The sequence below is a fragment of the Pseudoalteromonas sp. 2CM37A genome (genome assembly GCF_023161885.1).
Classification (GTDB): domain Bacteria; phylum Pseudomonadota; class Gammaproteobacteria; order Enterobacterales; family Alteromonadaceae; genus Pseudoalteromonas; species Pseudoalteromonas atlantica.
The window spans coordinates 266401-288678 of sequence record NZ_JALNTJ010000004.1 but is presented as its reverse complement, the minus strand read 5'-3'; the positions used below and the strand labels follow the sequence as shown (position 1 = coordinate 288678).

At 40.3% G+C, this 22278-nt stretch carries 21 protein-coding genes and 1 tRNA gene; 11 read left to right on the top strand and 11 right to left on the bottom strand.

Annotated elements, in window-relative coordinates:
- Positions 1 to 326: 326 nt before the first annotated feature.
- Positions 327 to 1901, bottom strand: a complete 1575-nt coding sequence (locus MTF68_RS11365) for a cation:proton antiporter family protein (RefSeq protein ID WP_096042058.1) — start codon at positions 1899 to 1901, stop codon at positions 327 to 329.
- A gap of 266 nt (positions 1902 to 2167) precedes the next feature.
- Between MTF68_RS11365 and MTF68_RS11360 the strand changes: the two genes are divergently transcribed.
- Both MTF68_RS11360 and MTF68_RS11355 read left to right on the top strand, forming a co-directional pair.
- Positions 2168 to 2911, top strand: a complete 744-nt coding sequence (locus tag MTF68_RS11360) for a sporulation protein (RefSeq protein ID WP_004587355.1) — start codon at positions 2168 to 2170, stop codon at positions 2909 to 2911.
- Between the two features lie 58 nt (positions 2912 to 2969).
- Positions 2970 to 3419, top strand: a complete 450-nt coding sequence (locus tag MTF68_RS11355; protein WP_004587354.1) for a GNAT family N-acetyltransferase — start codon at positions 2970 to 2972, stop codon at positions 3417 to 3419.
- A gap of 101 nt (positions 3420 to 3520) precedes the next feature.
- Here the strand turns inward: MTF68_RS11355 and MTF68_RS11350 are convergent, their stop codons facing one another.
- The 6 genes from MTF68_RS11350 to MTF68_RS11325 form a co-directional block, all read right to left on the bottom strand.
- Positions 3521 to 4873, bottom strand: coding sequence for a sodium-dependent transporter (locus tag MTF68_RS11350; protein WP_248462542.1), 1353 nt, complete (start codon positions 4871 to 4873; stop codon positions 3521 to 3523).
- Positions 4874 to 5344: 471 nt separating this feature from the next.
- Positions 5345 to 6637, bottom strand: coding sequence for a HAMP domain-containing sensor histidine kinase (locus MTF68_RS11345; protein WP_248462540.1), 1293 nt, complete (start codon positions 6635 to 6637; stop codon positions 5345 to 5347).
- A 17-nt stretch (positions 6638 to 6654) separates the two neighbouring features.
- Complete coding sequence (locus MTF68_RS11340; RefSeq protein ID WP_248462538.1) at positions 6655 to 7362, bottom strand: response regulator transcription factor; 708 nt, start codon at positions 7360 to 7362, stop codon at positions 6655 to 6657.
- 196 nt (positions 7363 to 7558) lie between these two features.
- On the bottom strand, positions 7559 to 7942 hold the full coding sequence (locus MTF68_RS11335; RefSeq protein WP_004587350.1) for a DUF3019 domain-containing protein: 384 nt from the start codon (positions 7940 to 7942) through the stop codon (positions 7559 to 7561).
- A complete protein-coding gene (locus MTF68_RS11330; RefSeq protein WP_004587349.1) occupies positions 7932 to 8789 on the bottom strand; it encodes a MipA/OmpV family protein in 858 nt (285 codons plus the stop codon). The genes MTF68_RS11335 and MTF68_RS11330 overlap by 11 nt, the downstream gene beginning before the upstream one ends.
- An 87-nt stretch (positions 8790 to 8876) precedes the next feature.
- Positions 8877 to 9680: a hypothetical protein gene (locus tag MTF68_RS11325; protein ID WP_248462536.1), complete on the bottom strand. Its 804-nt coding sequence runs from the start codon at positions 9678 to 9680 to the stop codon at positions 8877 to 8879.
- 115 nt (positions 9681 to 9795) lie between these two features.
- Between MTF68_RS11325 and MTF68_RS11320 the strand changes: the two genes are divergently transcribed.
- The gene (locus MTF68_RS11320; RefSeq protein WP_039972217.1) at positions 9796 to 10941 is read left to right on the top strand and encodes a serine hydrolase domain-containing protein; all 1146 of its coding nucleotides are present in this window, start codon (positions 9796 to 9798) and stop codon (positions 10939 to 10941) included.
- Positions 10942 to 11076: 135 nt separating this feature from the next.
- On the opposite strand, the gene yhbY is transcribed toward MTF68_RS11320, so the two are convergent.
- Complete coding sequence (gene yhbY, locus MTF68_RS11315) at positions 11077 to 11373, bottom strand: ribosome assembly RNA-binding protein YhbY (RefSeq protein WP_248462534.1); 297 nt, start codon at positions 11371 to 11373, stop codon at positions 11077 to 11079.
- 88 nt (positions 11374 to 11461) lie between these two features.
- Between yhbY and rlmE the strand changes: the two genes are divergently transcribed.
- From rlmE to MTF68_RS11275, 8 genes are all read left to right on the top strand, one after another.
- Entirely contained in the window at positions 11462 to 12091 is a 630-nt protein-coding gene (rlmE, locus tag MTF68_RS11310; RefSeq protein WP_004587345.1) for a 23S rRNA (uridine(2552)-2'-O)-methyltransferase RlmE, read from the top strand.
- 66 nt (positions 12092 to 12157) lie between these two features.
- The gene (gene ftsH, locus MTF68_RS11305) at positions 12158 to 14101 is read left to right on the top strand and encodes an ATP-dependent zinc metalloprotease FtsH (RefSeq protein WP_064386937.1); all 1944 of its coding nucleotides are present in this window, start codon (positions 12158 to 12160) and stop codon (positions 14099 to 14101) included.
- 70 nt (positions 14102 to 14171) lie between these two features.
- Positions 14172 to 15017 carry a dihydropteroate synthase gene (gene folP, locus MTF68_RS11300; RefSeq protein WP_039972216.1) on the top strand — a complete coding sequence of 282 codons (846 nt, stop codon included), beginning with the start codon at positions 14172 to 14174 and terminating at the stop codon, positions 15015 to 15017.
- On the top strand, positions 15017 to 16357 hold the full coding sequence (glmM, locus tag MTF68_RS11295; protein ID WP_004587342.1) for a phosphoglucosamine mutase: 1341 nt from the start codon (positions 15017 to 15019) through the stop codon (positions 16355 to 16357). Before folP ends, glmM begins: the two co-directional genes overlap by 1 nt.
- Positions 16358 to 16437: 80 nt before the next feature.
- On the top strand, positions 16438 to 17187 hold the full coding sequence (tpiA, locus tag MTF68_RS11290) for a triose-phosphate isomerase (RefSeq protein ID WP_055253015.1): 750 nt from the start codon (positions 16438 to 16440) through the stop codon (positions 17185 to 17187).
- Between the two features lies 1 nt (position 17188).
- The gene (gene secG, locus MTF68_RS11285) at positions 17189 to 17536 is read left to right on the top strand and encodes a preprotein translocase subunit SecG (RefSeq protein ID WP_004587340.1); all 348 of its coding nucleotides are present in this window, start codon (positions 17189 to 17191) and stop codon (positions 17534 to 17536) included.
- Positions 17537 to 17617: 81 nt separating this feature from the next.
- Positions 17618 to 17702 (top strand) — tRNA-Leu (locus MTF68_RS11280).
- Positions 17703 to 17911: 209 nt separating this feature from the next.
- The gene (locus MTF68_RS11275; protein ID WP_024031841.1) at positions 17912 to 19537 is read left to right on the top strand and encodes a methyl-accepting chemotaxis protein; all 1626 of its coding nucleotides are present in this window, start codon (positions 17912 to 17914) and stop codon (positions 19535 to 19537) included.
- 225 nt (positions 19538 to 19762) lie between these two features.
- Here MTF68_RS11275 and MTF68_RS11270 read toward each other — a convergent pair whose 3' ends face one another.
- The 3 genes from MTF68_RS11270 to MTF68_RS11260 all read right to left on the bottom strand — a co-directional run bounded on the left by MTF68_RS11270 (position 19763) and on the right by MTF68_RS11260 (position 22222).
- The gene (locus MTF68_RS11270; protein WP_096042052.1) at positions 19763 to 20170 is read right to left on the bottom strand and encodes a phosphate ABC transporter substrate-binding protein; all 408 of its coding nucleotides are present in this window, start codon (positions 20168 to 20170) and stop codon (positions 19763 to 19765) included.
- Positions 20171 to 20182: 12 nt separating this feature from the next.
- Positions 20183 to 21337: a porin gene (locus MTF68_RS11265; RefSeq protein WP_248462532.1), complete on the bottom strand. Its 1155-nt coding sequence runs from the start codon at positions 21335 to 21337 to the stop codon at positions 20183 to 20185.
- A 294-nt stretch (positions 21338 to 21631) separates the two neighbouring features.
- Positions 21632 to 22222 (bottom strand): LuxR C-terminal-related transcriptional regulator, encoded by a 591-nt coding sequence (locus tag MTF68_RS11260; RefSeq protein WP_248462530.1) that lies wholly within the window; start codon positions 22220 to 22222, stop codon positions 21632 to 21634.
- Between the last annotated feature and the right edge of the window lie 56 nt (positions 22223 to 22278).

Below are 22278 nucleotides of genomic sequence, written 5' to 3'. Positions count from 1 at the left end.
AAGCGGGCAAGTAAACAGAAATAAAATAGGCTGTGACGGGCAAGAAACAGCCTATTGAACGAGGGAGTAGGCCCTCTGATTGAATAAATTTGTGTTGATAAATAAATGCTTACCTTGCATTAATTAGCTGGAGTCTAATTATGTGACACAGGTGCGAAGGCGTTTATTTAAACAACACCGGTAGTTTATCTGTTTTTTTTACAGATAGAGAGAAGTAATGTAAAGGAATGTAAATAAAATGAGTTTTTAAACTAAAACTAATAAAAAAGCCTTATTAAAAATAAGGCGTTTTCATTTGGTTGCTTTTATTGGTTAGTATAAAAGTACTATTTTTCGAATAGCTCTTGCTTTACGTGCTCGGCAAAACCACTTCCTGCTTCTAAATAAAAGTTATAGGTCGAGTTTACGCCCATTTGTTCAAGCTCTTTTTGTTGATCTGGGTAATTGGCGATAGCCGTTACTTGGCCGTTATAGCCTGAGGCTTGTAATTGCTCTAGTGCAAAAATATTTTGCATATGCTTTGGCATAGCTAACATGACCATTTCAACATGAGAGTGGTTAACGCGCTGCCAAAAGTCAGGGTCGGTGGCATCGGCAAGGAGTACCTTTCTATTGCGTTTAATATGTTTTTCTACCACCTCTGGTTTAATATCAATGCCCGCCACTACATTAGGGTGAGTCGCATTTATTGTTTCGTAGGCACCTGTACCTATGCGGCCCATACCAAATATAACGATTTTAGTGTCGTTTAAATTAACGGGTAGCTCTTCAGCTAAGCGGGTTTTGCTTTCGAATTTTAATAACCAGCGCTCAATTTTTACGTATAACTCGTTTGAGCGTTTATTAAGAGGCGATGCAATAACAAAGGTAATAGACACCGCAATAGCCATTACCGCCAGCCACTCTGAGGTGATCATGCCTGTAGAGGCTGCCACAGCACACACAATAAGGCCAAACTCACTAAAATTAGCAAGGCTAAATGCAGTGAGTAACGAGGTGCGCGCTCTGAGCTTAAAGGTATTCGTAAACACATAATAAAGTAAGGTTTTAACTGGCAGAACAAATATAAGGATTAACGCTACAATTAATGAATTAGCTGTAAGCTCTGCGTTTAAACCAATGCTTAAGAAAAAACCGACCAGCAAAATATCTTTTAAATTAAGCAGCGACTTTGAAAGCTCTCCCGCCTTTTTATGTGGGGCAAACATCATCCCCATAATGAGCGCGCCTAAATCGCCCTTTAAACCTGCAAAATCAAAAGCGTTATAACCGGCTATCAACGCAAAGAAAAAGCCAAATAACGGCAATAGCTCACCATGTTTAGAGCGGTTAAGCACTGCATACATAAGTGGGCGCACTAAAGGGAGTGCAATAATTAAAGCAAGAGCCCACATATTAGGTACTTTGCCAGTGCTAATGGCTAAAAATATAACCGCAAAAATATCCTGCATAACTAAAATGCCAATGGCTATTTTTCCGTGTAGGCTTGCCATTTCACCGCGCTCTTCAAGTACTTTTACCGCAAATACAGTGCTTGAAAAGCTTAGCGCAAACCCAACTAATAAAGCACTTTGCCAGCTTAAATCAACAAACATAGGCACAGCAAAAATACCTAGCAGTAACATAAAGCCACTAAATAATGCACTGCTAAAAATAATGTGTAGGGTAGCGGGTGCCCATACTTGGGGCTTGATTAAGCTGTTTACTTTAAGTTTTAAGCCAATACTAAATAAAAGAAGTGTTACACCCAGTGCCGCAATGGTATCGAGTAGTTCGGTGCTTTTATAGCCAGATAAATTTAATGCAAAACCGGCAAGTAAAAAGCCAATAAGGGGAGGAAGTTTTAATTGATAAACACCAAAGCCACAAACAAACGCGGCGGCAAAATAGATTAGTTCCATAATTCTTAATATCACTTCATTTGGGATTGCAGTGTAGCGAAAATTTTATACCATTGAAAATAAAAATAGCCCTAAAAATGAGCGCGTTTAATCAATTACTTGCCCAGCTACGTATAAAAAATGCACATTAAACACGTATTTAATCGTAAATAGCATGTAAATAACATTTTTTCACTGACATTGGCTTTTAAATATGGTTAAGATGCTTTAACGAAGGAGTTTAAGCTTGAGCAACAAACTGAGCCGCTCAGCTTAAGGAGATAGAAATGTTTAAAAAGATTTTAGCGTCGGTAGGTATTGGCGCTGCAAAAGTAGATACAATTTTAGAAACTGAGCATCTTCAGCCAGGGCAACTTTTTAACGCTAATATCGTTATAACTGCAGGCGATGTGGCTCAAGAAATTGCAGGCCTTGATTTGTTTTTAATGACTCGCGTTAAAGTTGATGGCGAAGAAGGTGAGTACTTTACTAATCACGTAATTGATCAGTGGCGCATAACCGACATAGGCACTGTTGAGCCAGGTGAAGTTAAAAGCATTCCATTTGAAGCGCGCCTTCATCCAGAAACCCCAATTACTGAAATTAATGCCGGCTACAACCAATCACATGTATGGATTGAAACAGGCCTTGATATTGATTTAGCACTAGACCCTACAGATAAAGACCACTTGCATATTTACCCTAACGAAGCTGTTAAAACCTGTATGCAAGCAATGGATAAATTAGGGTTTAGTTTATTAAAAGCAGATGTTGAAAAAGGCCATTTACGTGCGCCTACTTTTCAGTCGGTATCGGGGTGTTATCAAGAGTTAGAGTACAAGCCTAATAGCCGCAGCTTATTTGGGATTCAAGAAATTGAATTATCGTTTGTACCAGAAGCACACAAAACGCATGTTTTAATTGAGCTGGATAGAGCATTTAGAGGCGATGGTTATGTTGATTTGACCATAGAGCACGACCATGTGAATTTATCGCAGTTGTGCGACCAATTAGAGCGTTTGTTTGCCTAAGTGATGCGTAATTTAACTAAACCCAGCTTAGGCTGGGTTTTTTATTTTAGGATTTTATATGTCGTTTAAATGTGCGCATTTTGATGCGCTTGATACGCGTACTTTATTTACGATAATGCGCGGCCGTGTTGACGTATTTGTAGTAGAGCAAACATGCCCTTACCCTGAACTAGATGAGGTAGACATTAACCCTAGTACTCAGCATTTATATGCAATTGCAGATAATAGTTTATTAGCTTATGCCCGCTGCTATGAAAAAAACGAGCAGTACAGTGCAATAGGCCGTGTACTGGTTTGCAAAAGTGAGCGAGGTAAAGGGCGGGCAACTGAGCTTGTAAATGCGGCCATAGCATGTTGTAAAAAGCAGTGGCCACAGCGTCATATTTATATAGGCGCACAAACCTATTTATTAGCATTTTATCGCTCTTTTGGCTTTACAGAAGTAGGGGAGCAATACCTAGAAGATGGCATCCCTCATCAAGATATGGTGTTAAATACACTAAGCTAATTTATTACGAGTAAATTTAAGCTATTAAAAAGCCCACTTAACGCGTGGGCTTTGCTTAATTTAGTACTTAACCTGAACTCGGGTAAGTTAAAAATAACGTTTTAACTTAACACCGAATGTAAAAACACAGCACCAATAGCTATAGGGCACACAAACTTAGTGTATACAGGCCATACTTTCCAAAATAGTGTGTTATGAACCTCAGGGTTACCTTGCTGTATTGCTTTTAGTAGTGAGCCACGGTACCAAATCCAGCCAACAAAAATACAACACATTAAGCCAAGTAAAGGCTGAGCAACTTTAGTTGTTAGGGTGATCACTAAACCAAATAAGCTTCCTAAGTTACATACTATGGTAATGCTCACTGCGCTTATTAGCGCGCCAATTAGCCATGTAGCCTGCAGGCGGCTCATTGCAAAGCGCTCCACAGTATACGATACCGGCGCCTCTAACATTGAAATAGAGGAGGTAAGTGCGGCTATACTCATTAGGGCAAAAAATGCAAAGCCTATAAATAAACCCACAGAGCCCATACCATCAAACAATGCTGGTAGCACTTGAAACACCAGTGTGTCTTCAGAGAGAAGTTTGCCTGTAGATGAAAAAATTTCTACGCCTTGAGCTTGTGCGACATACATGGCAGGTATAATTAAAAGGCCCGCTACAAACGCGATAAACACATCTATTAATGTTACATATGCGCCTAGCGTGACTAGGTTTTCTTTTTTACTTATGTAAGAGCCATAAATAATCATCACGCTGGTGCCTAATGATAAAGAGAAAAACGCTTGGCCGAGTGCACTTACGAGTAAATTTGCATCAAATATAGATGAAAAATCAGGCACTAAATAGGCTTTAAGCCCTTGCATAGCACCTTCTTGGGTCATAACGTAAGCAATTAGGGCAAATAAAATACCTAAAAGAGCAGGCATCAGGCGCTTAGACCATTTTTCTATGCCGTTTTCTACGCCACGACTAATAATAGCCACGGTGAGTATAATAAATATCACTGTAAAAATGATGTTTCGTGAAAGTGACTGCTCACTTAACCACGTTGAAGCTTGGTTTGCACCAGCTAATGTAGTGAGAGGTTCGATTGTTGCGCTGAGCATCCAGCCTGCCACAATGGCATAAAAACTTAAAATAAAGCCCGCACATAAAATCCCGCCAAAACCCACGATAAAAGCAAAGCGCTTTTGCCACGCGTGTGATGTTATTTTTGTTAAAGAAGACACCGCATTAGCTTGTCCGTGGCGGCCAATTATAAGCTCAGCCATAAGTGCGGGGTATGCTAAAAAGAACGCGAGTACCAAATAAGCGACTAAAAAAGCGGCACCACCATTACTTGCTGTTTGGGTAGGGAAACCCCAAATATTACCTAAACCTACTGCAGAGCCTGCGGCGGCCATTATAAATCCAAAGCGAGAGCTAAACTCACCTCTAACTGCGCTCATATTGTTGTACTTCTCTATTTTTTGACGGCGCTGACAATCTACTGGAATTGCAAATAAATAAAAAGTACTTATTTGCTCAATTGTGACAATAATTATCGTCTGGTGTGTCTATCATGCGATGCATTTAATTAATGTTATCAACAGGTTTAGAATAAGGAGTTGATTTTGTGTAATAAATTTTAGGGCCTGTTTACCTTTTGAGGTTAAATTTGCAGCAGTCTGTTTGGTGTTTAGGCAAGGCAGAGCCTATGTAGTGTGGTTGTTCCCCATAAATAGGCGATAACGACGTATAAATGCCAAACAGGCGCTGCCCTAAGGGTTCTGCCTAGGGGCTATTTACTCTTTGTTACTCGGTTTTTACGTAGCCCACTAGGTTACAAACCTCGCGCCGCGATTAAACAGCCCCTAGATAGAACAAATTATAACCCTAAAAGGCCAACAGGCCCTAATTACAGTTGTGTAAATAATATTTTACGAATCGTGATGCTGGCCAATTTTAAGGGTAAAACACGCCCCTTGAAGCCGCGCACTTTTACTAACGCTTACACTGCCGTGATGCCAATCTGCCACTTTTGCAACAATGGCTAAGCCTAAGCCATAGCTTTTATCAGCACGGTTACGGTGGCTTTCTTCTCTAAAAAACGGGCTGAAAACGTTATTAAAGTTCTCTGGTGCGATGCCTGGGCCATCATCTTCAACTGTAATATATAAATAATGCTCATCGCGCTTTGCACTGACATAAATAGTGTCTTTTGCAAAGTCGCAGGCATTGCCAATTAAATTACTAATAGCCCGAGCAAGCCAATGTAAGTCAGCAAAAACCATATCGTCACTACTGTTTAGTTGTATTTTAAGTTGGCTGGTTTCAATTTTAGGCGAAAGCTGTGTAAGTAAATCCTCAAGATAGTGCGATAAATTAGTTTGCGAGTAGGTGAGCTGGTTGGCATTTTGCTCTAGGGTTGCAAAGGCTAAATAGCTTTTAAGCATTGATTCCATATGATCAAGATCGTTTTCCATACGCACAAGGTATTGCTTAACTTTAGGCATATCTGCGCTGTCGAGCGCAGCATCTAAGCCAAAGCGTAAACATGCGATAGGGGTTCTAATATCGTGCGATAAGCTCGATGCCATTAATTTGTTTTCCGCCAGGAGCTTTTCTATTTGGCTAGCCATGCGGTTAAATGTAAGCTCAACATCTCTTATGTAGGTAAAGTGAGAGACCTTTATTCTCGCTTGTACATCACCTGCGGCAAACTTTTTAGCTGCATCGTTTAATACTGTTAAGCGTTTAGCAAGTGGGGCAATAATAAAGCCCATAAAAATGCAGAGCCCAGCATAAAACAACAAAGTTAAAATAATATCGTTGCGCTGATCTGTTTCAAAGCCTTTATCTAGGCGCATGGAAAGATGATAAGGCGACAATACTTCGCTACTGTAGAGCATATAAAAACCTTGCTGGTCTTCTAAAATAAGACCGCTTTGGGTATGCATTTGTAGTATTAATGACGGCGGCAGGGCTAGGGATTCATTATTTTTGTAATCAAGCTTTACATTAAAGTCGTTTGCCAATTGCTTTACATAAGCTGCGCGCTCTGAGGTCGCTACACTACTCAAATGTTTACTAAAGCCGTTGATCATTTGGCTTTGAAGGCTAAATTCATCATGCGGTGTTTGAGTTTGTTGGCTAAATGCATCGATTAGCCAGCCCAATACAACAATAGAAAGCAGCGCACTACCGAGTAGTGAAATGTAAAATTTTTTCATTTAAACCGCCACGGTTACTATTCCCACGCAGTGGCAACAAGTAAATAACCACGCCCCCAAATAGTTTTAATTTTTTCTGGGTTTTGCGGGTCATCATGAAACTTTTTGCGCAGCGCAGATATTAGTACATCAACACTTCTATCAAGCCCATCGTATTCACGGCCTTTGGTTGCTTTAAACACAGCATCACGCGAGACTACTTGGCCTGCATTACTGGCTAAATAGTGCAGTAGGAGGTACTCAGCACTAGAAATAGCCATATCTTGATTATTAAGCGTTACACTGCGTGATTGAGTATCAATACTGAGTGCGCCTACAGTAATCACACTCTCGTTAGTGGTTACTTTAGTCGGTTCGCTGGTAAGGCGCAGTGCTACTTTTATACGGGCAAGTAATGCACGAGGGCGCACTGGCTTCATGATGTAATCACTCGCACCTACTTCTAAACCAATTACTTCATCCATTTCATCATCGCGGGCGGTCAGCATAATAATGGGCGCAGTGTAAAAGCTACGTAGCTCTCTGCACACACTTATACCGTCTTGGCCTGGCAACATAATGTCAAGCAACACTATGTTAGGGTTTAAGTTTTTTACCTGGCTTATTACTTCATCGCCGCGGTGGCAAACATGGGTGGTATAGCCTTGCTCGGTTAAGTACTCTGCAACCCATTGGGCTAAAGAGGTGTCATCTTCAACTAATAAAATAGTGCCGTAATTATCCATAAAGCTTCCTTAGTGCTAGTGGGTTGCCGTGTGTGGATTGAAACTCGCCCTTAAATAACCCTAAGGGCTGCATAGGTTTGGGATTTATGCTGCATTAGTGCCTATATAGGTAAACAACCACACTTTATAAGCGCTGACTTACTTAATTACCAAACACACATTGCTGTAAAATCAATCACGAAGGTCACACCTCTAATTAGAACAAGCGCCAGCGGCGTTTTTTTTGTCTATTTTGATAAACCCACTGCAGTTTAACCTCTGTTGTGGCAATAACTTGGGCTGTATTACTATCAAACAATTCAAAAGAAATACTTTGCTGGGAGTCGAAGGTATATTCAAATACGCCTTGTTGCTGCTTTAACCAGCATTGCATTATATATTTTGATGTTGCGTCTCTTAGGCAGTAATTACCAATAGTTGGTTGCTGCCAGCTAAGCGTTACATCAGCGTAGCAATTACGGCCCTCACGTAGTGCAACACAAGTGTCGGGCAGCGCAATTAATGGGGCCGTTTTATCTGTTGTTTTAGCAGATGAAATAGCAGGGAAGATCAATAATAAACAGATCCATCTAAAATACATAACGTAGGCCTACCTTGGCTTTATGTTGATACCCTTGAGAAATAATGGGGCTGTCGTCTATTTCTTTTGAAAACCACGTTGTTAACCAGCCAGACAAAAACACCCAATCTTGAGAAATAGGGTACTCAGCATGAAACTCAAACATAATACTGGTGCTGCCATTAGGGGTGTAAATAGGGCGATTAGCGGTGGCTTCGTCTGCATCTATACCAAAGTAATAGTTAGTAAAACTGCCCGAATAAGCGCTAATACCCACCCCAGATCTAAACTCCCAATTACGCCATGGCAAAATATGGCTAAAAAAGGTGTTAAACACCCAGCCATTATGTGTACCTGTAATATCATGTAAAAACTCAAACGAAATTTGCGAGTTTTCAAAGCGGCGCGTTAATCTTAGCCCAGCATCAAAATCGTAATTACGCGATTTTATACCCGCAAGCTCTTCTATTACACCGTGGTTGTAAAAACCTAAACCTTTGTCATCAAAGCCAGCCTGAGTATTGGTGCCTAATATATCCAAGCCCCAATCAAATTTATCTATAAGGCTGTAACCCACAACTAAGCCGCCGCTTAATTGGTTATGATCAAAGTCGAGATAAAAGTTTTCGTAGGAAATAGCCAGGCTTAAATCGAGTTCAATGCCATCGTCATAGGAATCAAGGCCAATTAGGTAAGAGTCTTCTACATAATAACCAGCCCCAGCGCTCCAATCCCACGCAAAGCCTTGGGTGGGCTCTAGCGTGTTATCAGCATAGTATCGATTGCTTGCCTGGCTTTGAAAGCTCAAAAAACTGGCGCAAAGCAATACGCTATTAATAAAAGTATGCTGTAAGAAAGCGTTTTTCATCCCTGGGGACCTAATTATTATTTGTTATTAAGCGTATTATATTGGTAAGTGAATCCTTGAATCTGTAAAAAAATGTAGTTTTTCACGTTATTGCACTTTTATTTTGTCAATTAAAATACTGCTTAAGTAATATTGCATCATAGGCGTTAAGGCACTCACCTCTGTACGCGTACATGGGCCTTGTAGTTTAGTTAAGCTGCTTAATTTAGTAATGGTTTTAAAGGGCGGTACAGTTACTTCCTTACCTGCGCGCGCTATACGGGCTTGCTCGGTATTTTGTTGATGTACAAATGTTGCCACTTCTAACTCATTAGTAATTTTTTGCTCTTGGGCAAAGCTAAACAATAAAGGCTCACGGTGGAAGCTTGCGCTGTCTATTGATGATTTTGCAAACCACACCACATCGCCAGAGGCGCGGTGCGTAATGCGCATGCTCACTTGCGCTAGTATGGTGGCGCATTGTTGAGTAGGGTATTGCTGCGCTACTTTGGCAAATAAAGGGTACGGGTTTTCAGGTTGAGTTAACGCATATTTTGTATCGTCAGTAAATGCTAAATCTAACTGATGAATAGCTAACGTGTAGTCACTGTTTTTACTATCAATCACTTCTAAGCCTTTATCGTTCAAGGCTTGGGTTATTTGCTTTAATAGCGTGTCAGTTACGCTTGCTTTATCGGTTGTAATACGCACTGTTTGGCCGCGTGTTACTTTGTGCGCCGGTAACTGTACAGACTTAACTTTTGGCGATGCGTGCTCTGTTTTGTACTCAAGCTGGTAAGTTTCGCTCTTTAATGTTGGCTTTAACGGTAAAGCCAAAGGCTCGGCCGGCTGTTTGGTAATTGCACAACCTGCTGATAATAATATAAAAAGTGATACAACTATAAAACGCATAAATACTTAACATCCACTTAAAAAGCCAATAATCGCAACATTGTACGTTAGTCCTATCAAAACTTCATGATATTATGCACATAGATGTAGTTAAAAAAGAATAAATTTGTAACGAATGAAGTATCTCACTAATTTTATGTATGTTTGGGTCGCTATTTGTCTATCTTTACCGCTTCAGGCAATAGCTAAAGCAGACTCAAGCTGGGATGGATTCGTAAAACAGTATGGACGCTACGCAGAAAAAAAACTCAACAGTAAAGGTATTCCTGGCGCTGCGCTTTCGATAGTGAGTATTGGTAACGCTGATTATATCCACACCATGGGCCGCACTAAGGCAAGAAGTGGCACACAGGTTAACCGCCACACCCGCTTTAGGTTAGCTTCTGTGTCAAAAACATTTGCAGGGTCGTTAACTGCAAAGCTTGCAAGTGAAGGGTTAATAGATTTATTTAAACCGGTAAGTGAGTATATACCTGCCTTTAAAGGCACGGTTTATAAAGATAATTTAAAAGTGTTTCACTTATTAAGCCACTCCAGCGGTTTGGTTCCTAATGCGTATGACAATTTAATCGAATCAAGAATGAATTACCCCGATATTGTCGAAAAGCTATTAACAGTAAAGCCCATTTGCGAACCAGGCCAATGCTATGGCTATCAAAATGTGATGTTTAGTTTAATTGATGATGTCATTTACAGCAGTACCAATAAAAAATATGACCAGTGGCTGCAAGAGGGAATTTTTACACCATTAAAAATGAGCGATACCAGCTTAGGCTACGATGCAATGGTGCAGGATAAAAATTATGCGCTGCCGCACGTTAGAGGCAAAAAACGTTGGTACACAGCCAAGCTGAAAAAAAACTATTATAAAGTCGGCCCTGCTGCGGGCGTAAATGCAAGTGCCACCGATATGGCAAAATGGTTAAATGCGCAATTAGGGCAAAACCTAGATGTACTTTCTTTAGATGCACTTGCTACACAAACACGTCCTTATACACTTACAAAAAAAGAGCGTTATAGACGAGTATGGAAAAAGGAATTAGAACAAGCTTATTATGGATTAGGCTGGCGTGTTTATAACTATAACGATGAAACGCTTTATTATCATAGTGGCTGGGTGCAAGGCTATCGCAGTGACTTAGTGGTTATACCGCATTTAAATGTGGGTTTTAGCTTGATTGTTAACGCGGAAACAGGCGTGATAAATGAATTAACTACTGAATTTTTAGACCGTTTATTAAAATACAAACGCACTAAATAAAACAGGCCTAAAATTGCCTAAAAAGCGCCGTGCTTTAAATTTATTGTTTAAAGGTAAAAAGCATAAATAAGTACATATAATAAAAAAACCAGCTTAATGCTGGTTTTTTTATAAAAAGCTCACTGCACAATTAACTTATGCGCGTGGTAATTGAATCTTTTTTTCTGCACTTTGACGATACAATACAACAGTGTGACCTATTGTTTGTAGCCTAGTAGCGCCGGTTTCACGAACGATTGCATCAAAAATAAGTGCTTTTGTTTCACGATCGTCAGTAGGTACTTTTACTTTAATCAATTCGTGAATTTCTAATGCACTTTGAATTTCGACTACTACGCCCTCGGTTAAACCGTTAGAACCTAGTAAAACTACAGGCTTAAGGCTATGCGCCTGACCTTTTAAAAACTGCTTTTGTTTGTTTGATAATGTCATGTTTATACAAATTTTGCTGAATATGGCTTGAATTAAGGGTATTCTAACGCCATCTAAAGAATATTACTAATTAGTTGCGTGTTAATTTATGACAAATAAAAAACATTCAGCCAGTTCAAAGCGATGGCTGAAAGAACATTTTGATGATCAATATGTTCAGCAAGCGCAAAAAAAAGGCTGGCGTTCTCGAGCTGTTTTCAAATTAGATGAGATCCAAAATAAAGATAAACTGCTTCGCCCTGGTATGACCGTTGTTGATTTAGGTGCTGCACCTGGCAGCTGGTCACAATACTTAGCCGAGAAAGTATCTGATAAAGGTCAGGTTGTTGCGTGTGACATATTACCTATGGACTCACTTGCGGGGGTTGACTTTTTACAAGGCGATTTTCGTGAAGAAGCCGTACTTGATGCATTGTTAAAACGCATTGATGGTAAAAATGTTGATGTGGTACTCTCTGACATGGCACCAAATATGAGCGGTAATAACTCGGTAGATCAAGCGGGTAGCATGTATTTGGTAGAATTAGCACTTGATATGTGTCATCAAGTATTAAAGAAAAATGGTGCATTTGTTGTTAAAGTGTTTCAAGGTGAAGGCTTTGATCAATACTTGCAAGACGTTCGTAATAGTTTTAAAGCAGTGAAAATACGCAAACCTGATGCCTCACGTGCCCGTTCTCGGGAAGTATATATAGTAGCGACCGGCTACAAACTGTAGTACAGTTGCTTGGCGTTTAGTTGAATTTAAATTAATTGGATACAAGAGGTTAACCCCTTGAGCGATATGGCGAAAAATCTAATACTCTGGCTGGTTATTGCAGTTGTGCTAATGTCAGTATTTCAGAGCTTTAATGGCGGCGATCAAGTTGATCGTCAAACAAGTTACACTCAATTTGTAAAAGACGTGCGTAGCGGCTCTTTACAAGAAGTTATTATTGACCGTGGAACGGGTAATATTACAGGTACTAAAAGCAGTGGTGAGCGTTTTCAAACCACAATGCCAATGTACGATGAAGACTTAATTAATGATTTACTTAAAAATGATGTAAATGTGAAAGGCGTTCAGCCTGAAGAACAATCGTTTTTAGCAAGTATTTTTATCTCTTGGTTCCCAATGTTGCTGCTTATAGGTGTATGGATATTCTTCATGCGTCAAATGCAAGGCGGTGGCGGTAAAGGCGCAATGTCGTTTGGTAAAAGCAAAGCGCGCCTGATGAGCGAAGACCAAGTTAAAACAACTTTTGCTGATGTAGCAGGTTGTGATGAAGCAAAAGACGACGTAACAGAGTTAGTAGACTTTTTACGTGACCCTTCTAAGTTCCAAAAACTTGGTGGTAGTATTCCTAAGGGCGTACTAATGGTAGGTCCTCCTGGTACAGGTAAAACATTACTTGCAAAAGCCGTAGCCGGTGAAGCAAAAGTACCGTTTTTCACCATTTCAGGCTCTGACTTTGTTGAAATGTTTGTTGGTGTGGGCGCATCGCGTGTACGTGACATGTTTGAGCAAGCTAAAAAGGCTGCACCCTGTATTATCTTTATAGATGAGATTGATGCTGTAGGTCGTAAGCGTGGCGCTGGCATGGGCGGTGGACACGACGAACGTGAACAAACACTAAACCAAATGTTAGTAGAAATGGATGGTTTTGAAGGTAACGAAGGTATTATTGTTATAGCGGCAACTAACCGCCCTGACGTACTAGACCCTGCATTACTTCGTCCTGGTCGTTTTGACCGTCAAGTAGTGGTTGGTTTGCCTGATATTCGTGGCCGTGAGCAAATTCTTAAAGTACATATGCGTAAAGTGCCATTAGGCGATAACGTAGAAGCGGCAGTTATTGCACGTGGTACGCCTGGTTTCTCTGGTGCTGATTTAGCAAATCTTGTAAACGAAGCCGCACTTTATGCCGCACGTGGTAATAAACGTGTTGTAAGTATGGCTGAATTTGATGCTGCTAAAGATAAAATCATGATGGGTGCAGAGCGCAAGACCATGGTGATGAGTGAGCAAGAGAAAGAAATGACGGCTTACCATGAAGCGGGCCATGCTATTGTTGGCCGTATGGTGCCAGAGCACGACCCAGTTTATAAAGTGTCGATTATTCCACGTGGCCGTGCCCTTGGTGTAACTATGTACTTACCTGAACAGGACCGTGTTAGCCATTCTAAAGAGCTTTTAGAGTCAATGATTTCAAGCCTTTACGGTGGCCGAATTGCTGAAGCACTTATCTATGGCGAAGACAAAGTAACAACGGGTGCGAGTAACGACATTGAGCGTGCAACAGATATTGCACGTAAAATGGTAACGCAGTGGGGCTTGAGTGAAAAACTAGGTCCGTTACTTTACGCTGAAGATCAAAACGAGATGTACATGGGTGGCGGCGGTGGTCGCGCAATGAGCATGTCTGATGAAACAGCTAAAGTAATTGATGCCGAAGTACGCTTATTCTCAGACCGTAATTATCAAAGAGCAGAAGATATATTAAAAGAAAATATTGATATTCTTCATGCGATGAAAGATGCATTAATGAAATACGAAACAATTGATGCTAAACAAATTGATGATTTAATGGCGCGTCAGCCTGTGCGTGAACCACGTGATGCACACGACCGTTTAGACGATAAGCCAACTAAAACAGTCGCACCTCAAGAAAAGCCGGTTGATGAAAGCCAAAAATCGGATGATTCATCGAAAAAAGATGAAACAAACCTTGATGATAAAGCTGAATAATCGTTAAAATAATACTTTAAAAGCCCCGTACTTCGGGGCTTTTTTGTATCAAATAACTAAAAGGTTGGCGATGACTAACATAATAAACCTTCCCCGTGGGCGTAAACTTAATTTAGAAAAACCGTGTGTGATGGGTATTTTAAATGTGACCCCAGATTCATTTTCTGATGGTGGAAAGTTTTTAGATACAGCGCACGCGGTGCAACAGGCAATGCAGTTGCTAGACGAGGGTGCAACTATCATTGATATTGGCGGGGAGTCTACACGCCCAGGCGCGCCAGATGTTAATTTAGACGATGAACTTAATCGTGTGATACCTGCAATAAAAGCAATTAGAGCTAAAAGTGACTGCGTTATATCGGTAGATACCAGTAAAGCGCAGGTCATGGAGCAGGCGATTTTAGCAGGTGCTGATATAGTTAACGACGTACGTGCATTACAAGAGCCCCACGCCCTTAGCACACTCGCTAAGTATCCCGATGTAGCAATTTGTTTGATGCATATGCAAGGGCAGCCACGGACAATGCAAAGTGAACCCACTTATACTGACTTGCTAGCGCAAATTAACCTCTTTTTTGAGCAGCGCATAAGCGCATGCGAAACAGCGGGTATTAAGGTGGAGCAACTTATCCTCGACCCAGGTTTTGGCTTTGGCAAAACCCTAGAGCATAATTTTGAAATACTTGCTAAATTTAATGCATTTAATAAATTTGAACTACCGCTTTTAGCAGGTCTTTCACGCAAGTCGATGATAGGTAATTTGCTAAACAGAAAAACAGATGAGCGATTAGCGGGCAGCTTAGCCGGTGCGCTAATTGCCGCGCAAAATGGCGCAAAAATTATTCGTGTACACGATGTAAAAGAAACAGCAGATGTGCTTGGTGTACTCCAAGCTTGCGAAAAAGGAGCTTTATAATGAGCGAAAGAAAATATTTTGGTACCGATGGGGTACGTGGTTTAGTGGGCACAGCTCCAATTAACCCTGAGTTTGCAATGAAATTAGGCTGGGCCGCAGGTCGAGTTTTGTCTCTAAGTGGAACAAAAAAAGTAATTATAGGTAAAGATACCCGTATTTCAGGTTACATGCTAGAAACCGCGCTTGAAGCTGGTTTAATTGCCGCAGGAATAGATGTCGTACTACTTGGGCCAATGCCAACGCCCGCTGTTGCATATTTAGCGCAAACGTTTAGAGCCGAAGCAGGTATTGTAATTAGTGCATCGCATAACCCTTATTACGATAACGGGATTAAGTTTTTTAATGGCCAAGGCTTAAAGTTGGATGACGACGTTGAGCTACAAATTGAAGCGATGCTTGATGAACCAATGACCTGTGTTGCCTCAGATAAGCTTGGTAAAGCCTCGCGCTTAGTAAGTGCTGATGGGCGCTATATTGAATTTTGTAAAAGCCAATTTCCACAAGGCTTATCACTTGAAGGTTTAAAAGTTGTACTAGATTGTGCCAATGGCGCAACCTACCATATTGCACCGTCGGTAATGCGTGAGCTAGGCGCTGAAGTGATTACTCATGCATGTGAGCCTAATGGGGTGAATATAAACCATGAATGTGGTGCTACACACGTTGATACGTTAAAGCGCAAAGTGCTAGAGCACAAAGCTGATGTGGGTATTGCTTACGATGGCGATGGTGATCGCGTAATGATGGTTGATCACAACGGTCGCGTATTTGACGGTGATGACTTAGTTTACATTATTGCCTGCCAAGCGGCTGAAGATCATATGCTAGGTGGTGGTGTTGTTGGCACGGTTATGTCGAACATGGGGCTTGAAAATGCATTAAAAGCAAAAGGAATTGAATTTGCGCGCAGTAAAGTTGGCGACCGTTATGTAATGGAAATGCTGCAGCAAAAAGGGTGGAGAATTGGCGGTGAAAGCTCAGGCCATGTATTAAACCTCGATTTAATCACCACGGGCGATGGTATCATTTCAAGCCTTCAGGTATTGGCTGCAATGGTGGCTCAAAATCGCACATTACAAGATTTAGGGGCTGGTTTTACAAAGTACCCAATGAAAATGATTAATGTACGTTACACACCTGGCACAGACCCTACACAAGCACCAGAAGTACAAGATGCAGTTGCGCAAGTAGAGCAAGCTTTAGGCGAAAAAGGCCGTGTTTTACTTCGTAAATCAGGCACTGAACCGGTAGTACGTGTTATGGTTGAAGCCGAACAAGAAAAAATAGTCATAGACAGCGCGCAAAAAATTGCAGCAGTTGTCGAATCTATGAGCAAATAAACTGATTGAGAACAATAACCTCTTGTAACTTAGGGCGAGAAAAGTTAATATCTCGCCCGCTTTCTAATCTGGAGTGGAAAATGGCAATACGTAAGGCAATGGTCGCAGGCAACTGGAAAATGAATGGCTCTTTAGAGCTTGTCACTCAACTGTCTGATGCCATTAACAGTGTTAAATCAAATGAGATAGACATTGTTTTATTTCCTCCATTTCCATTAGTATCAGCACTGGTTGACAGTGGTGTTACCACGGGTACCCAAACGCTAAGTGAAAATACCCCAGGCGCCTTTACCGGTGAAGTGGATGCTCAGCTTATTAAAGATTTAGGTGCTAAGTACGTACTCGTAGGTCATTCAGAGCGACGCAGTATTTACAAAGAAAGCAATGCAACCGTAGCCGCAAAATTTGCCCGTGCGCAGCAAGTGGGACTAACACCTATCTTGTGTATCGGCGAAAGCGAGAGCGAACAAGAAAACGGTCAAACCGAACACGTGGTTGCTGCACAAATTGATGCAGTAATTGAGAAATTAGGTGTAGCAGCACTGAAAGATTCTGTGATAGCATACGAGCCCGTTTGGGCCATAGGCACAGGTAAGACTGCATCGCCAGAACAGGCACAAGCTGTTCATAAATTTATCCGTGACAAAATTGCATCATTAGATAGCGATTTAGCACAAGGGCTTACCATCTTGTATGGTGGTAGCGTTAACGAAAAAAATAGCGAATTATTATTTGCACAACCAGATATAGACGGCGGCCTTATTGGCGGTGCTAGTCTAAAAGCAGATTCGTTCACTGCAATCTGTAACAGTGCAAAAGGGACCGTATAAGATGTACGAAATTTTATTAGTAGTTTATTTAGTTGTTGCTTTAGCTTTAGTTGGTATGGTTTTAATCCAGCAAGGTAAAGGCGCAGACATGGGTTCTTCATTTGGCGCCGGTGCTTCGGGCACAGTTTTTGGCTCATCAGGTGCAGGTAACTTCATGACCAAAACAACAACAAGCCTAGCAACAGTGTTTTTTGTTTTAAGTATTGTGTTAGGTAACTTAACTGCCGGTCAAATTAAAAAGACCGATGAGTGGGAAAACCTTGAAGCTGCACCTGCAGTAGAAACTGTAGCGCCAGCAGAAGAAGACGTACCTGTTACTCAACAGCAGAGCTCTGACGTACCAAACTAATTTAGCGTAAAGCTAACGTTAAACGACTTATACTCCTCAAGTAAGTCAATAAGTTTAACACCTAAGCGAAAGCTTAAAAATGCGGATGTGGTGGAATTGGTAGACACGCTACCTTGAGGGGGTAGTGCTTTCGGGCGTGGGGGTTCAAGTCCCCCCATCCGCACCAAATTATAAAACCAGTAGCAGCAATGTTACTGGTTTTTTTACGGCAAATTTTCAATTTGCTCACTTATTAATCGTTTGATCCTTTTTGCGTTTATTAGTTGTTTAAAACTCGCTGTATTTGTAAAAAAAACTAGAAATATTACAAATTTAGTTAACACTTATAGGTAATAAGCCGATAATAGATATAGACAACAAAATAAGGTATACACAATGGCTTCAGGCTTCTCTTTTCAAAACCTCAGCATAAGTAAAAAAATACATGCGATTACCAGCATTGCGGTTGTAGCATTTTTAGCAATCGTTTTGATTAATTACTTTGCAATGAATGACAATAGAATCGCACTTGATGAAATGGAAAAGTCTTCATATCAGGTTGTTAAGTTAACATCAGCAAATGTAAGTCTTTTAGAAAAGCTCGATGAGCTTTATACGCAAGCAGTTACATTTGGAGAGCAGGAGTTAGTAGAGAAAGCAGCTGATACATACAATGCACTAAGCAACAACATAAATGCGGTTGAGCAAATAAACGCTTCGTATATTCATAGTGACACGAAAGTTCAGTTAGCAAATTACGAAAAAATATCAGCCAGTATTGCCAATGGCATGGTAAATGGAACAGCTGACTTCAGTAAAATTCAGCAACAAGCACAAAGAAAAACAGCACTGTATAATGATGTGCTTGAAAAGTTTAAAACCGCTCAAGCAAAAGCTGACGATCGCTTTTTTGAGTTAGTTGCAAGTACTAAAGAGCGTTCTGATCACGCACTAACACTTATGTTGGTGGTATCTATTGTTTCGTTAATTTTACTGCTATTTATGGCTATTTGGATTGCTAAACGTATTGCTGCCTCTGCAAGTGATGCCGCTAATAACCTGAGTCTGCTCGCAAACGGTAAAGGGTCGCTGAGCACTAATTTGAGCGTAAACTCAGAGGATGAAATTGGTCAAGTATCAATTAACTTCAACTCCTTCATCGCTTTGCTGAAAAAAACAGTACTTGAAGTAATCGCGGTATGTGAGCCACTAATGGAGAACTCAACTCGCTTAGTGCAAGGTATGGAGCAGGCTGAACGCGCAACCACAAAGCAAACAACAGAGGCTGAGGTGGTTAAACAGTCTATGGAAGAGATGAAGCAAAGCGTGGGTGATATTTCTCAATCGGCGGCAAGTGCATCAAATGCAGCGCAAACAGCAGAAAAAGAGGTAGAACAAAGCAGAACTCAAGTTCAAATGTCAGTCACCGCCTCACGTACGTTAAGTGATGAAATAAATCAAGCTGCCTCAACTATCAATAAGTTAGCTGATGATACAAAAAATGTGTCTCAAATTCTTAATGTGATCACATCTATTGCTGAACAAACTAATTTATTAGCTTTAAATGCTGCTATAGAAGCGGCTCGTGCAGGTGAGCACGGTAGAGGCTTTGCCGTGGTTGCGGATGAAGTAAGAGAGCTGGCATCACGTACAGCACATTCAACGAACGAAATTCGAGAGTTACTAAGCACCTTGACTGAGGCTGCAAATGAGTCTGTGACGGCGATGACATCAGCGCGAGATATGGCCACAGATAACGCAACAGCCGCAGAGAAAACTGGGGTTTCGATAGAAAAAATTGCAGAGCAAATGCTAGAAATAAATGGTATGAACTCACAAATCGCCGCTGCAACAGAAGAGCAAACATCGGTTGCTGCGATGGTTGTAGAAAATGTGACGAATATGCATGAATCGTTTGAAGACACCATGGACTCACTCGCGGCGGTAAGGGATGTAGCGAAAAATCTACACTACCTTTCAGATAACCTTTTAGATGCCACTGCGAAATTTAAAATTGAGTAATATTACCTGTAATAATACTTAATCATTTTAGAGGCTAAGCTAGGCGCTCGCTGCATAAAAAAATCGTTATTTAGAGCAACTAAATAATAATTTTTTGCTTAGCTTACTACACACTTTGTCTGCCTCTCAATTGCTTATTTATTTAAGGGTATTAGTATAAAGCCGTAATATTTAGATATAAAAAAACCACCTAATCGGTGGTTTTTTTATATCTAGCTACCGCGCTTAAAACGTAGCAACTACCTTAACTTTATCTGTTGCCTTACTGCTGTCTATGTAACCAATTGAGTCGCCATTACTAGCAACAAAATCAATAACAGCCTGGTCAGAATCAAATTTCTCTGGTGGTGTACCTTTACCGGTAAAAACAAGTTTTGACCAATAGGCATTTAATTGGCTACTTGATTTACCAACTACTTTAGAATTGAATTCATCAGCAACAGCGGTACCATTTTGAGTAGCTGGGTTCACTTTATTACCGTTAGCAAATGACTTTGCTTTTCCTAGGTAAATCTTTTTAATAGTATCGCCATCAAGTGCACTTGCATTGCCAGGGTTTACTATTACCGCAACTTCAGCATAGGCGCTAAACGCACATACCGACAGTACACTGGCTAGGATTAATTTTTTCATATTTCGCTCCAATTAGAATACTAAGTCAACGCCGACAGCTACTACATCAGTTTCAATGTTTGTTATGTCGTCATCTAAGCGACTAAAGTCGATTTTAAATGCAGCTGACGGGTGGAAGTCATAACGGGCGCCGATGGTGTATACATTGCTTTGCGCACGAGTACTTTCTAAGGCTCCATTTATTGCAGCATTTAGAGTCGGCACTGACTCTATAGCATTAAACCTTGATGAGTCATGCTTGTCGTCATTACCTTCATAAGTAAAGTGAGCTATGACGTCATCCATACGATACCCAACAGAAGCGTAATATTGAGATTGCTTAGCTAATATACTGTTTTTAACTTCAAATTCGGTATATTCAGCATCAAATAGAATATTGTTGTAGTCTATTGAAATGCCAAAACCTAAGAAGTAGCTATCATCTTCATTTATCGAAATATCGTCTGCTTGGGTTGTGAGCCCATTTTGGCGCAATACATTTTCTAGGGCGTTTATTTGAACTCCCGCTAGATCATTCTCATCTTTTTGCCCAAGTTTCATCGTAGTGTCTGTTACAAGGTAAGCTGCACGAGCACTAAACCAATCATAAGATAGTGTCCAGTTAATACCGGCTACATCATTTAACTCTGCCTGATCGTTATAGGTTACAGCTACTACATCACCCTCAAAGCCACCGTAGATAACCTGTAAAGTTGAATCCCAATCACCTAATTGTGAAGTGTATAACAAACTCAACCCTTCATAGGTTGAAAAAGGCAGTCTGTAAACGGATTGCGGTGGACGAACCCAACGATAGGCATAGCCAACATCTAAAAAATCAGAATAGCGAAAAAATGGTGCGCGCATTTTACCGGCGCTTAGTTGTAGCTCATCAGAGAACTCGTATGTTATGTATGCCCATTCAAAATCAGCGTCAAAATCATTTTCGCCACGAGCTACTATTTGCGCTGTAGCGGATAACTTCTCTTGTAGGTCAGCGGTCAGCTGAAGTGCAAATACGCTTTCATTTTTAAATGAGATATCGTCATCATATCCGTATAAAGTTTGATCACTGTCTAGACTTTTGCCACCCACTATAGATGCAAAGCCATTTATACGAACTTCAGCACTCGTGTAACTAGATGCAAGTGCGGCACATATTGCTACTGCTACAGATAGCTTTTTCATATGTATTTCCTATTTGTTATTTAGATGTTGATTTCATGCGCATTATAGAAGTGATTTTAGTTTTTATCTAATAATTTTAGGAAGTTAGTTAAAAAAAGTTTACCGACCGTGTTTTTCTTTTGGTTACAAGTGTTAAATCATAGAAGTTATTATCTAAAGCAGTATGATTTCATTAGATATTTTTTTATTTCGGTACTAAATGATGATTAAAGAGTGGAATACTATTTTATTAATATAAGCTTATTGCGCATATAAAAGCCTAAAAGCATTTGTCGTTATGCTACATCTTTAAGCTTAATTATTTACTTTATTAAGATTGGCTTGACACCATAACAAGGCCTGCTGCTTGTTTTTAACAGAAATTTTTTGATAAATTTTATGCAAATGTACACGAACTGTTGCTTCGCTAATAAATAAGTTGTCTGCAATGGCGCTGGAGTGTAGCCCCGAGAATAACAAGTTTAACACTTTTATTTCTTTGCTAGTTAAGTTGCTTGATTGAACCGCTGACTGCTTCTCAGTGGCTAGCATTTGCTTCATCCAACAATCAGAAATATCTCGTGGAAACCAGAGCTTCCCTTTTTCAATTGCCTCAAGGCCTTTTTGAAAATATTTTTCATCGGTATTTTCGTAAAATAACCCTTTTAGATTAGGCCACTCTTTTAAAGAAAGTGCATTGCAATTTTTAGGGACATCAAAAATAACTAACCCTTGTTGCTTATTCTGCGCCATAAATTGCGTAATTAAATCATGGGTAGTAATTATGTTAAGTGCTTGGTAGTTAACCAGTAAAATATTGTATTTCGCAGCTACGCAAAATAGCGAGGTGTAATCAGGGCTATTAAAACATTTAAGACTTTTATTACTAGTATTGTCTGATTCCATAACGATTCAATCTATAAGGTTGATAATTATACTATATTGTTATTTATTGACGATTT

Excerpts from the sequence above, each read along its gene's own strand:
- MTF68_RS11365 (WP_096042058.1), bottom strand. The coding sequence starts at position 1,901 with ATGGAACTAATCTATTTTGCCGCCGCGTTTGTTTGTGGCTTTGGTGTT.
- MTF68_RS11360 (WP_004587355.1), top strand. The coding sequence starts at position 2,168 with ATGTTTAAAAAGATTTTAGCGTCGGTAGGTATTGGCGCTGCAAAAGTA.
- MTF68_RS11355 (WP_004587354.1), top strand. The coding sequence starts at position 2,970 with ATGTCGTTTAAATGTGCGCATTTTGATGCGCTTGATACGCGTACTTTA.
- MTF68_RS11350 (WP_248462542.1), bottom strand. The coding sequence starts at position 4,873 with ATGAGCGCAGTTAGAGGTGAGTTTAGCTCTCGCTTTGGATTTATAATG.
- MTF68_RS11345 (WP_248462540.1), bottom strand. The coding sequence starts at position 6,637 with ATGAAAAAATTTTACATTTCACTACTCGGTAGTGCGCTGCTTTCTATT.
- MTF68_RS11340 (WP_248462538.1), bottom strand. The coding sequence starts at position 7,362 with ATGGATAATTACGGCACTATTTTATTAGTTGAAGATGACACCTCTTTA.
- MTF68_RS11335 (WP_004587350.1), bottom strand. The coding sequence starts at position 7,942 with ATGTATTTTAGATGGATCTGTTTATTATTGATCTTCCCTGCTATTTCA.
- MTF68_RS11330 (WP_004587349.1), bottom strand. The coding sequence starts at position 8,789 with ATGAAAAACGCTTTCTTACAGCATACTTTTATTAATAGCGTATTGCTT.
- MTF68_RS11325 (WP_248462536.1), bottom strand. The coding sequence starts at position 9,680 with ATGCGTTTTATAGTTGTATCACTTTTTATATTATTATCAGCAGGTTGT.
- MTF68_RS11320 (WP_039972217.1), top strand. The coding sequence starts at position 9,796 with ATGAAGTATCTCACTAATTTTATGTATGTTTGGGTCGCTATTTGTCTA.
- yhbY (WP_248462534.1), bottom strand. The coding sequence starts at position 11,373 with ATGACATTATCAAACAAACAAAAGCAGTTTTTAAAAGGTCAGGCGCAT.
- rlmE (WP_004587345.1), top strand. The coding sequence starts at position 11,462 with ATGACAAATAAAAAACATTCAGCCAGTTCAAAGCGATGGCTGAAAGAA.
- ftsH (WP_064386937.1), top strand. The coding sequence starts at position 12,158 with ATGGCGAAAAATCTAATACTCTGGCTGGTTATTGCAGTTGTGCTAATG.
- folP (WP_039972216.1), top strand. The coding sequence starts at position 14,172 with ATGACTAACATAATAAACCTTCCCCGTGGGCGTAAACTTAATTTAGAA.
- glmM (WP_004587342.1), top strand. The coding sequence starts at position 15,017 with ATGAGCGAAAGAAAATATTTTGGTACCGATGGGGTACGTGGTTTAGTG.
- tpiA (WP_055253015.1), top strand. The coding sequence starts at position 16,438 with ATGGCAATACGTAAGGCAATGGTCGCAGGCAACTGGAAAATGAATGGC.
- secG (WP_004587340.1), top strand. The coding sequence starts at position 17,189 with ATGTACGAAATTTTATTAGTAGTTTATTTAGTTGTTGCTTTAGCTTTA.
- MTF68_RS11275 (WP_024031841.1), top strand. The coding sequence starts at position 17,912 with ATGGCTTCAGGCTTCTCTTTTCAAAACCTCAGCATAAGTAAAAAAATA.
- MTF68_RS11270 (WP_096042052.1), bottom strand. The coding sequence starts at position 20,170 with ATGAAAAAATTAATCCTAGCCAGTGTACTGTCGGTATGTGCGTTTAGC.
- MTF68_RS11265 (WP_248462532.1), bottom strand. The coding sequence starts at position 21,337 with ATGAAAAAGCTATCTGTAGCAGTAGCAATATGTGCCGCACTTGCATCT.
- MTF68_RS11260 (WP_248462530.1), bottom strand. The coding sequence starts at position 22,222 with ATGGAATCAGACAATACTAGTAATAAAAGTCTTAAATGTTTTAATAGC.